This is a genomic window from Mobilitalea sibirica, from assembly GCF_015999265.1.
GTDB lineage: Bacteria > Bacillota > Clostridia > Lachnospirales > Lachnospiraceae > Mobilitalea > Mobilitalea sibirica.
Map to the genome: position 1 here is coordinate 43,845 of NZ_JAEAGR010000012.1, position 14,781 is coordinate 58,625.

The 14,781-nt window shown below is 37.1% G+C and carries 11 protein-coding genes; 3 read left to right on the top strand and 8 right to left on the bottom strand.

The annotated features are described in order from the left end of the window. Window positions 1-99: 99 nt before the first annotated feature. Together I5677_RS11575 and I5677_RS11580 are read left to right on the top strand one after the other, a co-directional pair. Complete coding sequence (locus I5677_RS11575) at window positions 100-1,005, top strand: ABC transporter ATP-binding protein (RefSeq protein WP_197661786.1); 906 nt, start codon at window positions 100-102, stop codon at window positions 1,003-1,005. 17 nt (window positions 1,006-1,022) lie between these two features. Further along, a complete protein-coding gene (locus tag I5677_RS11580) occupies window positions 1,023-1,823 on the top strand; it encodes an ABC transporter permease subunit (protein WP_197661787.1) in 801 nt (266 codons plus the stop codon). Between the two features lie 270 nt (window positions 1,824-2,093). Here I5677_RS11580 and I5677_RS11585 read toward each other — a convergent pair whose 3' ends face one another. Beyond that, window positions 2,094-2,582: a GNAT family N-acetyltransferase gene (locus I5677_RS11585; RefSeq protein ID WP_197661788.1), complete on the bottom strand. Its 489-nt coding sequence runs from the start codon at window positions 2,580-2,582 to the stop codon at window positions 2,094-2,096. Between the two features lie 327 nt (window positions 2,583-2,909). Between I5677_RS11585 and I5677_RS11590 the strand changes: the two genes are divergently transcribed. Beyond that, window positions 2,910-3,113 (top strand): heavy-metal-associated domain-containing protein, encoded by a 204-nt coding sequence (locus I5677_RS11590; protein WP_197661789.1) that lies wholly within the window; start codon window positions 2,910-2,912, stop codon window positions 3,111-3,113. Window positions 3,114-3,425: 312 nt separating this feature from the next. On the opposite strand, the gene purB is transcribed toward I5677_RS11590, so the two are convergent. From purB to I5677_RS11625, 7 genes are all read right to left on the bottom strand, one after another. Beyond that, complete coding sequence (purB, locus tag I5677_RS11595; protein ID WP_197661790.1) at window positions 3,426-4,859, bottom strand: adenylosuccinate lyase; 1,434 nt, start codon at window positions 4,857-4,859, stop codon at window positions 3,426-3,428. A 92-nt stretch (window positions 4,860-4,951) separates the two neighbouring features. Then, entirely contained in the window at window positions 4,952-5,425 is a 474-nt protein-coding gene (locus I5677_RS11600) for a GNAT family N-acetyltransferase (RefSeq protein WP_197661791.1), read from the bottom strand. A gap of 51 nt (window positions 5,426-5,476) precedes the next feature. Then, on the bottom strand, window positions 5,477-6,913 hold the full coding sequence (purF, locus tag I5677_RS11605; RefSeq protein ID WP_330617911.1) for an amidophosphoribosyltransferase: 1,437 nt from the start codon (window positions 6,911-6,913) through the stop codon (window positions 5,477-5,479). Between the two features lie 271 nt (window positions 6,914-7,184). Beyond that, entirely contained in the window at window positions 7,185-7,892 is a 708-nt protein-coding gene (gene purC / locus I5677_RS11610; protein WP_197661792.1) for a phosphoribosylaminoimidazolesuccinocarboxamide synthase, read from the bottom strand. Window positions 7,893-8,359: 467 nt separating this feature from the next. Beyond that, window positions 8,360-10,762: a bifunctional glycosyltransferase/CDP-glycerol:glycerophosphate glycerophosphotransferase gene (locus I5677_RS17435; protein ID WP_197661793.1), complete on the bottom strand. Its 2,403-nt coding sequence runs from the start codon at window positions 10,760-10,762 to the stop codon at window positions 8,360-8,362. A gap of 138 nt (window positions 10,763-10,900) precedes the next feature. Then, entirely contained in the window at window positions 10,901-11,917 is a 1,017-nt protein-coding gene (locus I5677_RS11620; protein WP_197661794.1) for an acyltransferase family protein, read from the bottom strand. 444 nt (window positions 11,918-12,361) lie between these two features. Then, window positions 12,362-14,767 (bottom strand): GH36-type glycosyl hydrolase domain-containing protein, encoded by a 2,406-nt coding sequence (locus I5677_RS11625; protein WP_197661795.1) that lies wholly within the window; start codon window positions 14,765-14,767, stop codon window positions 12,362-12,364. Window positions 14,768-14,781 lie beyond the last annotated feature (14 nt).

Here is a 14,781-nt window from a genome sequence, read left to right on the forward strand (position 1 = left end):
AAGGTTTTTATGATTTAAATGGCAAACCCACCTTAATAACTAGGTAGGGATACCTCATTAACGATGAATAACTTTTAATATAGAAAGGGGATCAATTATATGTCCATTATTGTTATTAAAGAATTAACGAAAGACTACGGTGATCATAAAGGAATCTTTAATCTTAGCTTTAGCGTAAAGGAAGGAGAAGTATTCGGATATTTGGGTCCGAATGGAGCCGGTAAGACTACAACGATCCGCCATCTGATGGGTTTTCTAACTCCTGACAAAGGTACCTCCTCCATACTTGGTATGGATTGTCGTACACACAGTGCTGAGATTATGAAACAACTCGGTTATCTTCCCGGTGAGATCGCTTTCTTTGATGGAATGACCGGTATGGAATTCTTAAAATTCATGGGGGAAATGAGAGAATTAAAGGATACTACCTACCGTGATAAGCTGATTGAACAGTTCCAATTAGATACCAGCGGACGAATTCGAAAGATGTCCAAGGGTATGAAGCAAAAGCTTGGTATTGTTTCGGCTTTTATGCACAATCCCAGAGTCTTAATTTTAGATGAACCCACCAGCGGCTTAGATCCACTGATGCAAAAAACCTTTGCTGAATTAATTCTTGCAGAAAAAGCAAAAGGAAAAACCATTTTGATGTCCTCCCATAGCTTTGATGAAATAGAGCGGACCTGTGATCGGGTTGGCATTATACGAAGAGGTGATCTCGTTGCAGCAGAGGATATTCACATCCTAAAAGAGCAAAGAAGAAAAACTTATCTGGTAACCTTTGATGCAACCTCCTCAGCAGAGGAATTTGCAAAGCTGAAATGCTTCGATGACATAACCGTTAACGGTCAAAGAGCCAAGGTTAGTATCCTTGGTAATGTATCAAGTTTCGTTCATGCTTTAAGTAATTTTACTGTTCTGGATCTTGATACCGAAAACAGCAGTCTTGAGGATATCTTTATGCAGTATTACGGAGATTCTCAGGAAACTTCAAAAAGCTTATAAGACAGGGGGAAAAATATATGTTTAGCAAATCATTATTAAAAGCAACCATAAAACAAAACTATATTGTATTTCTAATAATTTTAGCAGTTATGATGATGTATATCACAATCATAGCCGGAATGTATGATCCATCAATTCAAGATACCTTGGATGAAATGCTTAAAATGATGCCGAAAGAACTGATGTCAGCCATGGGCTTTACCTCCTTTGGTAACACCTTATTGGAGTTTATATCCTCTTATTTCTATGGCTTCCTAATTTTATTGTTACCGATGATATATACCATTGTTGTAGCCAACCGCAGTATTGCTTCCCATGTGGATCGTGGTTCCATGGCATGCTTGTTATCCACTCCGAATACCCGTATGAAAATCGCTCGCACTCAAGCTTTCTTTTTATTAGTCAGCATCACCTTACTGATTGGTTTCCTTACTTTAGCAGGCGTAGGTATGAGCGTAATATTATTCCCGGGAGAATTGGACATTCCAGGCTTCTTACTATTAAATCTCGGTGCATTAATTCTTTACTATGCCTTAACCGGGTTAGGTTTCTTTGCTTCCTGCCTGTTTAATGACACTAAGAATTCCTTGGCGATCGGCGCCGGTTTACCTGTTGCTTTCCTGGTTTTACAGATGTTATCAAATGTAGGTGATAAAACAGATTTCTTAAAATACTTTACCTTATATACCTTATTCGATCCCGAGAAGATCGTACAGGGAGAAGGTTATATCCTTTCCTTTATTGTTTTATTCCTTGTTGCCCTGGTAACCTATAGTGGTGGATTATATGTATTCAATAAAAGGGATTTACCTTTATAATAAATAAATGTAATAATCCGGCCAAAGCTCTCAGGTATAAGCTAACTAACTATCTATAAATCCGTTATCAAAAATATCACCTGGTTTGAAATTCTCATCTAGCTTCTGTATGTTTTGTTGATATCTTTACCACTTTTTATCAACTCATCATAGTCGCTATGCTATGAAGATCATGCCAGGTGATATTATGTACTATAAAACCTATTTCCTAAGATTATTTAATTAAATATATCAAAACAGCAGTCTATTCACAAGTTCTTTCATATCAAATTACTCTAAATTTAGTTCCATGAATCCGACGGTAAATGGAAGATGTTCGAATTTCTTTGTACCGGTATGTCGAAATCCGTATGCCGTATACCAATCCTTAAGCCTAATGTTCTCTTCAACAATACCTATACCAATCCACTTTCCTCCTAGTTCCTTCACTATCTTTCGTGCTAAATCCAGTAGGGTTTTCCCATACCCACAGTGTCTATGAGATGGTGTCACCGTCAACTTCTCGAGATAATAACTTTCATTATCTGCTTTCTCAAGTTGCATAAATCCAATGAGGCTGTTATCACAGAATAATCCATACATAAGATTTCCTTTCTCCTTATCCGCTTCCAGTCGCTCTTTTTTAATAAAAGCGCCATTGGACGGACAGTTTTCTACGGTAATACCAAATTCGTTGGCAACTGTAAGAAAGCCTTCTCTTATGATCCGAACACATTCATCTAAATCTTGATTAACAATTTCCCTAATATGTAGAATCATACCAAACAACCTCCCTTATTAAATCCTTTTAATTATGTTTTTCCATTATAATCCATATATAATATGAAATCAACAGAGTTATCCAACTCTTCAATATTATTACACTATTGCATAACATAAATCGTTAAAAATATTGATAAATAAATCTTATTTATCGAAAACTAATCTTGAGGAAGACTTTCCTCAATTTTTAGGTTTCAGGTAATCGTTTGCCTGATTAATTAAGGGAGGCTAATGGATATTTAAGCTATAGGTATTACAAATTTATATGAGACAAGCTTTACTAAGATGAGTAACTGATGTGTTTTTTTGAAAGGCTGGTAAAAGATGAATCGAGTTCAGTACAATGTAAACGGCTTATTAAACAATCAGATAAAAACCCAGGTAAAAAATGTTTTGAAAGACGTAGAAGGTGTTAAAAATGTAAATGTTAACCTGGAAAGAAGCTCTATCGAAGTAGATTATAACAATACCGCGGATGAAAAAGAAATCAGAAATGGTATTGAGCATGTCGGATGTAGAATAATGTAACCTTAATCTCCCAACCCGCATCCATTCACTAAGCTTAATATAGCAGCTAATAAACGAAAGTTTTAGCTGCTATATTATTTTTTTATAAGGGATATTGCATGAAAAACTTAGAGAAGAAGTGCATAGAGTTCCCACACACCACTCGTTGGAGGATACATACTTTGATTTGTTTCCCTGTTTTACATACATTAATGTTCGTAACAGCCAAACAAATCAATGCATATGTCCGCCAAATAGTGTATTACGGGAACCCCATGGCACTTCTTCTCTTTTACTATAATATGATTAATCAATCCTTAAGGATATCATTAGTTATACTTTTATATCCGCTTTTAAACCTAATAAATCTTCGTTATCCCTGAGTATCGGATTTATAACCTCTTGAATGAATTCTTCTGTCTGCTCTTTTGACCTTCCGGTATACTTTGTCGGGTCCATCGCTTTCTTCAATTCCTCAAGACTCATATGAAAGGCAGGATCTTTTGCTATTAATTCCAATAGATTATTTTCGAGACCTTTTTCCTTCACATTCTTACCTGCCTCCATAGAAAGGGTCCGTATTCTTTCATGAAGCTCCTGTCTGTCACCGCCTGCCTTCACTGCTGCCATCATGATATTTTCGGTAGCCATAAAGGGAAGTTCCTGCATTAGACGTTTTTCAATCACCTTCGGATAAACGACCAGTCCGTCCACTACGTTTAAATAAAGATCTAATATACCATCAACCGCAAGAAAAGCTTCCGGTACGCTGATACGTTTATTAGCTGAATCATCCAAGGTTCTTTCAAACCATTGAGTTGATGCTGTAATTGCAGGATTAAGTGCATCTACTATCACATAATTAGCCAAAGCTGCTATTCGTTCACTTCTCATAGGATTACGCTTGTATGCCATAGCGGAGGATCCAATCTGATTTTTTTCAAAGGGCTCCTCAATTTCCTTTAGATGCTGTAACAAACGAATATCATTGGAGAACTTATGGGCGCTTGTTGCAATACCTGCTAGAACATTCAATACCCTGCTATCTATTTTTCTTGAATAGGTTTGACCGGATACCGGATAACAACCGGCAAACCCCATTTTTTCGGCAATTTTTTGATCCAGCTCTTTTATCTTTTCATGATTGCCGTCAAACAGTTCCAGAAAACTGGCCTGTGTACCTGTTGTACCCTTTGATCCTAGCAGTAACATACTGTCAATGGCATAATTTAAATCATCATAATCCAGTTTCAATTCCATTAACCATAAGGTAGCTCTCTTACCAACGGTGGTAGGTTGGGCAGGTTGAAAATGGGTAAAGGCTAAGGTTGGTAGCGATCTGTATTCCATAGCAAATTCAGAAAGCTTTGCCATCACATTCACCAGCTTTCTCTTTAAAAGCTTTAAGGCGTTTGTCATAATAATAAGATCTGTATTATCTCCCACATAACAGGAGGTTGCACCCAGATGAATGATACCTTTGGCACCGGGGCACTGCTCCCCGTATGCATATACATGGGACATTACATCATGACGAACCAGTGCTTCTCTCTCCTTGGCAACGTCATAATTAATGTTCTCCTGAAAGGCCTTTAACTCCTCTACCTGTTCCTCGGTAATACTTATTCCAAGTTCCTTCTCTGTCTCAGCCAATGCTACCCATAACTTTCTCCAGGTTTTAAATTTCATATCCGGAGAAAAGATATACTGCATTTCCTTACTTGCATAACGTTCCGATAAGGGACTCATATATTTATCATTACTCATGGTTATCTTTAGCAGGAAATCCAAAGAAACGGTATTTCCTACTAAATCTATCCCCCTTTCTGTTATTTATATAAAATAAAATTTCTGGTAAATTATTCTTGTAGTACCATAATTTCAAACTTATTATTACTTATCAGGTGCTGAACCGTATTCACCTTTTTAAATCCTATTTTGTTGTATAAGGCTATCGCTCTTTTATTAAATGTCGCAACCGTTAGCCGATATTTCTTCGCATTAAAATGATTTATACTATATTCGATACCGGATTTTAAAAAATCATATCCAAGCCCTTTTCCGCACAAATCAGGACGCATACCGAAACCTATATCCAAAAAACAGCTGGTATAAGCCTCTGTTTGTTTTACTGGTATTTGTGCTGACTTACCAAAACAATAATATCCGATTATCTCATTCTGGTTGTTATGTGCCATATAATAATCACCATTTAATAACTCTTTTATTGTCTCTTCATTCTCCTTAAAACTATATACAGCATAAATGTCCTCATATTCCCATTTTGCTATATGACATGCTGCATTAAGATCCATCGGTGATATTACATACATACGATAACCCCTTAACTAAATAACTTTAAAATCGTAAGAATACGACATAGGTTACTGCTCATATTCTCCACGGATATTCTCACTTGGTGGTTCAATGGGATAATTACCGGTAAAGCAGGCATCACAAAATCCCGTATCTCCCCCAAGCATGTCAGATAATCTTTCCACGGATAGATATCCCAAAGAATCTGCACCTATCAAATCCCTAATTTCCTCAACGGAATGCTTATGGGCAATCAGTTGGTCACCGGTTGGTACATCCGTTCCAAAATAACAGGGATATAAAAACGGTGGTGAGCTAATTCTTACATGTACCTCAGTCGCTCCGGCACTCTTTAACATTTTAACAATTTTAGCGCTGGTTGTTCCACGAACAATCGAATCATCTATCATAACAACTCTTTTTCCCGCCACTACCTCAGGAAGAACATTCAGTTTAATTCGTACACTGGAGGCACGCATGGATTGCTTTGGCTTAATAAAGGTTCTTCCTACATAGCTGTTTTTCACAAATGCCATGCCAAAGGGAATTCCTGCTTCCAGGGCATATCCCAAGGCTGCGGCATTACCGGAATCCGGTACACCGACAACAACATCCGCTTCTACCGGATGGGTCTGGGCTAATATTCTTCCCGCCATTATTCTTGAGTTATAGACACTAACGCCATCAAACCGGGTATCCGGTCTTGCAAAATAAATATATTCAAAAACACATTTAGCGATTTTTTGATTACAAAGGGATGTATCAGAATGAATTCCTTTTTCGTCAATCATAACAACTTCACCGGGTAATACATCACGGATAAATTCTGCATCTGCTGCATTCAGGGCAGCTGTTTCTGATGCTAAGATATAAGCGTTATCCCTCTTACCGATACATAAAGGATGGAACCCAAATGGATCTCTTGCACCGATTAATTTTCTCGGACTCATAATTACCAAGGAATATGCCCCGCTCAGCTTCTTCATGGCTCTTACAACTGCCTCTTCGGCCGTCTTAGAATTAAGTCTTTCTCTGGCAATATGATAAGCAATTACCTCTGTATCGATAGTGGTTTGGAAGATTGCTCCTGTATATTCTAGTTCTCGCCTAAGCTGTGGAGTATTTACCAGATTACCATTATGGGCCAGGGCAAGGGTACCTTTAACATAATTTAAAACCAAAGGCTGCGTATTGTGTATGCTACTTTCACCGGCAGTGGAATACCGCACATGGCCGACACCAATGTTACCGTTCAAACTTTCCATCTGCTCCGGTGTAAATACTTCGCTTACCAGCCCCATACCTTTGCAGGATCTCACTTTGCCCTTTGGTCCATTGGTATCACTCACTGCGATACCACAGCTTTCCTGCCCTCTGTGTTGCAGTGCAAACAGACCGAAATATATAGTGGAAACAACATCATTCCCATCCAAATCATAAACTCCAAACACACCACATTCTTCATGTAATTCGTCCGGAATATACCCGTTATTCTCTATCATCATGAGTTTTTCCATCCTCCCATTATAATAAACATCTATATCATTATCTGAATAAACATCATATTCTTCGCTATTTCTAGTTTCTATTCTATTGCTTATATTATTCTACATCAATAGTATATTTTTGTAAATGAATGTTAGATATTAGCAAGAGGCTGTTTCGAATCCGATTCCTATCCCTGTATCCGCTATTCACGAATAAAATCCTTATAGACTTTTATGTGAATGGACACTTTGATAGGAAACTCTTTCGAAAACAGCCTCATCTTATTCATTATTTTATACCTAACCTTTTAAAAACTTCCTGATAGGCATCCTCTACTTTACCTAAATCCCTACGGAAGCGGTCCTTATCTAATTTTTCATGGGTATTAATATCCCATAATCTACAGGTATCTGGAGATATTTCATCCGCCAGTATAATCTGACCCTTGTATCTGCCGAATTCCACTTTAAAATCAACTAACTCAATTCCACACTCAGCAAAATATCTGCAAAGTATCTCATTGATCTTAAATACAAGTTCTGTAATACGGTCTATTTCTTCCCGGGTCGCAATTCCCAAGGCAATTGCATAATAATCATTAATAAATGGATCACCTAATGCATCATCCTTATAGGAAAACTCTAAAGTTGGTGCAAGTAGTTTTCTTCCCTCTTCAATTCCAAGCTTTTTAGCAAAGCTACCGGCAGATACATTTCGTATAATCACCTCTAAAGGTACAATCTCAACCTTCTTAACCGCTGTTTCACGGTCGCTTAATTCTTCGATGTAATGAGTAGGCACTCCTTCTTTCTCTAAAATACGAAAGATATGATTTGTCATCTTATTATTAACAATGCCCTTTCCAAGAATCGTTCCTTTCTTCTGTCCGTTAAAAGCCGTCGCATCATCCTTATAATCAACGATATAAGTATCTTCCACATCAGTGATATAAACCTTCTTCGCTTTTCCTTCATAGAGCATTTCTAATTTATTCATCGCAGTGCCATCCATCCTTTACTATATTCTTCATATAATACCTAAGAAGCTACCCGTTACTCTTATAATTATAAAGGATGAAGGTAATTAAGCAATAGTTTTTTCTTGATCGCACGGCTATTTAGGGAATTTTGTCCATTTGCACAAAATATAACATAAAAAGCCACACTTTATCATCAAAATATAGATAGTTATCAATACATCTATAAATAAGACTTATAACTATCTATTAATTTGATTAATAACTGAATTTTTCAACAAAAAAGAGTGAAGGCCGTTTTAAATAAACAAAGGCAAATAATTAACCTAACACATAAATTGACGGACATAATTTCCATTTTGTATAGCTTGTTCGAACATTTTTGTTCGCAATAGTCATTACAAAAGCAGCAACATGTCCGTCAAACAGTGCATTACGGTAAAATCATATTCCCAGTTTAACTATATAGAAACAGCCCGTTATTCTGTCATAATTTGAATACTTTTTTTGCAACATTCTCTGCGGCATGTCCATCTTCAAGACTACAAAATCTCTCATAAAATTCATCATATTTTAACTTATATTCCTCATTGATATCATCGATGTTACGAATAGCTTCCACTACCTCCTCACTGGTATAAAGTAGGGGGCCGGGAACCTCCGTTTCGATATTCATATAAAATCCCCGCAGCATATCACGGTACTTATCCAGATCATAGGTATAGAATAAGATCGGTCTCTTTAAATTCGCATAATCAAAGAATACAGAAGAATAATCCGTTATTAGCATATCAGATATCAGATATAATTCAGATATATCATCGTATTTGCTTACATTATAAGCAAAACCCTCTAAACCGGTCACATCCAAAGCATCCGCAATAAAATAATGGGTCCTTAAAAGCACTGCATATCCATCACCCAACTCCTTTTTCAGCAGACGTAGATCCAACTTTAAAGCAAATTTATATTCCCCTCTTCCATAATACTCATCATCCCGCCAGGTTGGCGCATATAGTATGGTTTTCTTACCCTCCGGGATACCCAGCTTCTTTTTTATGGCTGCTGCCAGTTCTTCTTTATCCGGACTGTGTAGAATATCATTACGGGGATATCCGTATTCCAACATCTCTTTATCAAATAGAAAGGCACTTTTAAATACTTCGCTGGAAAATCGGTTCGCAGAAACCAAGTAATCCCAGACTCTGGATTGCTTATAAAATTGAGCCTTATAAAGAGGTGATGCTCCCATTACTTCCTCTTGGTCAAATACCAGTTTCTTTAATGGCGTTCCATGCCAGGTCTCTAAAAACACATTGCCTGCTCTCTTTTTAAACCATTCCGGTTGCCTTACATTAAAAATATTATACTTGCATCTGGCCATATAATAGGAATACCGTATACTGAATCTTTTTACCTTGGTTGGTCCGTATGGAATTTTGGTTCTTTTGTTAACCACCCAAATAAATCTGTATTTACCCGGATAGTTCTTACAAAGATATTCATAAATATATTTCGGACTATCCGAATAGCTCTTTCCGAAAAAGCTTTCACATATTACCCAGTTTTCCTTCATCGGCATCTTAATAAAATGCTTTAAATATAAATAATAAGAAAATACCCTTTTATTTTTCTTAATGCGTTTATATTTTTTTAATCCAAGACGAATATTTACATGCATCCTGGTCTTTTTTATATCACCCTTTAACAGACTTCTAACAATTCTTTTCTTATATCCTTTTAAAGAAGCGATGATGTTTGGATCAACCTCCTTCATACATTCCTGCATGATTGTAAAGTGTTCCTTCCGCCAAACTTCATTTTCACTTCTTCGAAGTCTCGGTGCATAAGTTCTTGTATAGTAAGTAATGAATTTATCTTCTAAGTATTTTGTTAGTACATGATTATTTTCAATTGATTGCTTTGTATTTTTATAGGTCCTTATATATTCCTCAAATCGATCAGATGCTTTTAACTGTGATAAAGACGGATAATGAATTGGGTCATTATGTCTTCTTTTTATATAAATTGCCTCTTCAACAAAGGAAGTAACTACGGCCAAATCCAGTGCCTTTAACATAAAGGGTGCATCTGAGAAGAAGATTAGGCTCTCATCAAACTCTATCTCATGCTGATTTAGGAAATTTCTACTAAACAAAACTCCAAGGACAGAGACATTTCTTAATCCCTTCCTTGATACAAATAAGTTATAATATGCCTCAGCTTTTCGCATAGTAAGTATGTTTTCAATATCTGCATCCTCAAATTGCTGTTGGATCTTAAAAATCCTTTTTTGTTTTTTTGTAAGTTTAACTTGAATTTCAGTCTCTTCTAGTTGAACTGCCTCCTCTAGCTGTTCCAATTGAACTGACGCTTCTTGCTGCTCTATCTGTTCTGTCTGGTCCTGCTCTTCTTCTATAGCTTCTTCCAGGTTCTTTTCATCAAGAGCTGCTAAGTAGACTTTTCTCCGGAACCAGGTGGAAGCTTTTCTTCCATATGTGAAATCAGCTCCCTGTTCCTGTGCTTCTTTTAAAAGCATCGGAAGGGTTCCGTTTATTATATAATCATCACTGTCTAAAAAATATACATATTCACCCTGTGCTGCTAAAAGACCTGCATTTCTGGATGCCGCAACCCCGCTGTGTCCCTTTAAATTCTCCTCTGCGGCCTTGTTACCAAATTTGCGGTCATGACTTACAGGCTCATTTAATTCAATCGTCCTAATATTAATATCTTCATAGGAACGAATTAACTCACCCAGATCTTCCTTAACATGATCTAGAACTAATACTGTCTCATACCCGGTCAAACCTTGATCTCTAATACTTTCAAAGCAATCCTCTAAAAAATGTATTCCTTTATGGAATGGAACTATAATACTTAATTTCACGTTAACACCTATACCTTTCCCCTACGGAGTAATAAAAAAAATATATAATTAAATACAATTCTCTTCCGCTATCACAAGTAGGTACTTTTGAGCACCTATAAATAAAAGTAGACATTTATATAAAGCTCTATTTTAAAGCTATTTTCTAAGAACAATTCCAATCAGCTTGTCCATAAATCCGTCATATAGTTTCTTCACAAATGTGCTAGAATAAACAATTGTAATTAAGGCTGTCATAAAAACAGAATACAGTAGATAAAGATAGGGTTGGTTATAAAAAACCTTCAACTTTTCCAATAACGGTATTGTGAACAAATGTAGGATATATACGGTCAAGGTACCGGTTCCAATCTTAGATAAAAGGCTTTTCTTATTACTCATCAGATTTATTATCACAGCTGTCATAAGCAGTGCTACTGCATATACAATCAAGCGAAAAAACATTCCCTCAAATTCTGAATTCTCAGGATATGCCTTTCGTAAATACAAAACCTCCACCTTAAATATATCATTGCCAACTATCCATGTTGAAAAACTCCCTACAGCAACAATTACTAATACAGAAATAACCTTGGGTAACTTCCTAATTATTTTAACATGTTCTTGTGTACAGTAATAACCCATGAGAAAAAAAGGAAGAAAACAAACTACTCTTCCTAAGGCCATATAATTGGAAAACTCCTTACTGTAACCACTTAATAAGCCTATAACAAAACTAAGAGGTAACAAATATCGGATTTTAATCAAATCCTTTAAGAAAAACTTCCATAAAAACAAGGCCAAAAGATACCATAGACCCCATAACGGCCGAAAAAAACGAAATCCAAAATAAGGTTCTCCGATGATAAACATCTTAAACAAATAATTAAATACATTCAAAACCAGATAAGGCATTAAGATAGCTTCAAATGCATTGTTTCTGCCTTTTTCCAGATTCTTTGAGAAATATCCGGACACAAAGGCCATGGCAGGCATATGAAAAAAAAACACAAAAAAGTAAAGGCTTTTTATCAAATCATACTTAGATATCATTGAAGTCAGTAAATGCCCCCAAACAACTAAAACAATTAATACTGCTCTCATATTATCAAAGACATAATCTCGTGGCAGTTGTCTATCCAATGATATGGGATTTTTGCTTACTGGTACCTTCATATACTTGGCTCCTTGTTTCTTATATTGCTCCCATTTTCTAAGTTTCTTAGAAAAAATTTTTTTCGTAATTAAATAACATAATGATTTTAGCAAAGAATGTCTTAGGATGCAATAATTATTATTTTTCTAGTAAATATTGTAATTTTGATTATTTGAAATTCACATAAATAAAAAACTAAAAGGACCGTCCCAAACATCCGTCTACGATATAATCGGTCCATCTCCTTTTAGATCATTTATAAGCCAACGTATTATGCCAGACAAATCATACGAAATTTTGCACAATTTGATATTCGACTTATAAGTCTAAAGAACGGAGTATCCCCCATAAATTGCAGTCGTAAATGCTTTGAAACAGCCCTTATGAATTAAGTATAAAATATTTGTATCTATTGTACCTATAAAATGGGACTATAAGTATATCATAAATAGAAGTATCGTGATTTACATGATAAGTAAGATATCATTAACCTCTTTCATGCTATCCTCCGGCAGATAATTCTTCTCCATTTTAACACCGTTAACATAGAATTCTTTATATCCGCTTTCAGCTCCGGATTCATTCTTAACCTTGATTGACAGCTTTTTACCCCGGAAGGTCTTTTCCATAGAGAATTCCCTCCAGTCACTCGGAATACTGGGAGCTATCGTAAGTCCGTTAAGATCCGGCCTCATACCCAAGATACCTTCCACGCATCCTACCATAACCGTGGACGCAGTACCTGTCAACCAGTGGACATGAGCTCTTCCTTCAAAAGGACTAGCAACACTTTCAACAAACTGTCCGTGAGCATAAGGTTCGATCACTCTGATTTCGGCATGATCATTCATTGACGCCGGACTGGACTCGGTAAAGTATTCAAAGGCACGGTTACCATGTCCCATCAGTGCTTCGGCTAGTATGATCCATCCCTGAGGTTGGGAGAAGATACCTCCGTTTTCCTTCGTGGTTGGATTAAATAAAATAGCAAGAGCACCCTCAAAGGCATGGTCCACATAAGGCGGTGCCATAACTCTGACCCCGTACTTCGTGTTCAATTCCCTGTGTACACTTTCCAAAGCCTTCTCAGCCTGTTCCCTCGTAGCCAGACCACTGATGACTGACCAGGATTGGGGATTTAACCACATGCTGGCTTCCGGATCTTTTTTCGAACCGATTACCTGACCATCTTCCTTAAATCCACGGATGAAGCGGTCATCCTCCCAGCAGTAATTGTTAATCGTATCCTTAAGTTCCTTTTGTACTCTGTCTATATATGCAATATATTCCTCATCCTTCTTATCCGTAGCGATATCCCGAATCACAGACATAGCATAATAAAGCTGGAGAGCCACAAAGGTAGATTCCCCTTTCTTACCAAGTCTTAAGCAGTCATTCCAGTCTGCATGAAGCCCTGCAGGCATACCATGTACACTTAGGCGCTCCATTGAGAAATTAATTGCCCTTTTTAAATGATCATATACCGTTCCTTCGTCCTTGTTGGCATATGGGATAACCTCATCTAAGAAGGCTTTATCTCCGGTCTCAGCCATATATTTATAAACCGTAGGGAATAACCACAACGCATCATCCGCACGATAAGCAGGATGACCTGTCGCCTGAACATAAGAGAAATCATCCGGTGTATCCTCATGTCCGGCATTATGATTAAATTTAACCAAAGGAAGACCGCCGCCATTATCCACCTGAGCGGATAGCATAAATACGATTTTATCCTTAGCCATCCCAGGATCCAGATGTATAATACCCTGAATATCCTGAACCGTATCTCGATAGCCATAGCCGTTTCTAAGACCGGCATAGATAAAGGAAGCAGCTCTGGACCAGATAAAAGTAATAAAGCATTGGTATGCATTCCAAGTATTTAGCATTGCATTAAAGCTCTCACTGGGAGTCTTAACTTGGAAGTTGGATAACTTACCATGCCAATAATTAATAAGTTCATTTAATTCCGTATCTATAACGCTTAAATCAGAATAATAATCGAGTATTTCTCGGGATTGTTTATCATTCTTTTGTCCTAACAAAAATACAAATTCCCTGCTCTCTCCCGGCTGTAAGGTCATCTTCGTATGAAGCGCACCGCAGGCGTTGGAATTATAATTTAAAGTATTGTCGCAAGCCCCCATCTCTACTGCAATCGGATTCCCATAGCTGCGATAACTTCCGATGAAGGACGATTTATTACCGTTATAGGACTCAACCGCTGCTCCTGCTAGGCCGAAGAATCTTTCCCTAAAGTTGGTGCCTTCTTCATTCTTTTGATCATTTTCATTGATCGTCTGTAATATCTTATTGCCTTTAAAATAGGTCTTTGTAATAAATAAAGTATATTGCAGATTCACCTGATCATTTTCATAATTACTTTCATTGGTAAATTCGATAAAACCAAAGGTCGAGATATTTCTAGGTCTGTCACCGGTATTCTTAACCGTAACCTTCCATACCTCATGGGTTTTATTAAGCGGAACATAATAAAGCACCTCGGAAGCGATATCCTTATACTGTGCCTTAATCTTCGTATAAGCAGTTCCATGGTGACAGGCACTCTGGTATTTATCATACCCTTCTCCCAAAGGTTTTCCCACTGGCTGCCAGGAAGCAGACCAATAATCCGTTTCATCGTCATCACGAAGATAAACATATCTCCCCGGCTTATCCTCTTGATTAAAGATGTAACGGGATATTCTTCCGTTAGCACCGCTCTTTACAAAGCTGTAGCCCCCTGCATTGTTTGATATGATTGCCCCGTATTCCGGAGAGCCGAGATAATTAGCCCAAGGTGCCGGTGTATCCGGTCTGGTAATCACATACTCTTTGTTTTTCTCATCAAAATAACCGTAATTCATATAACCCTCACTCC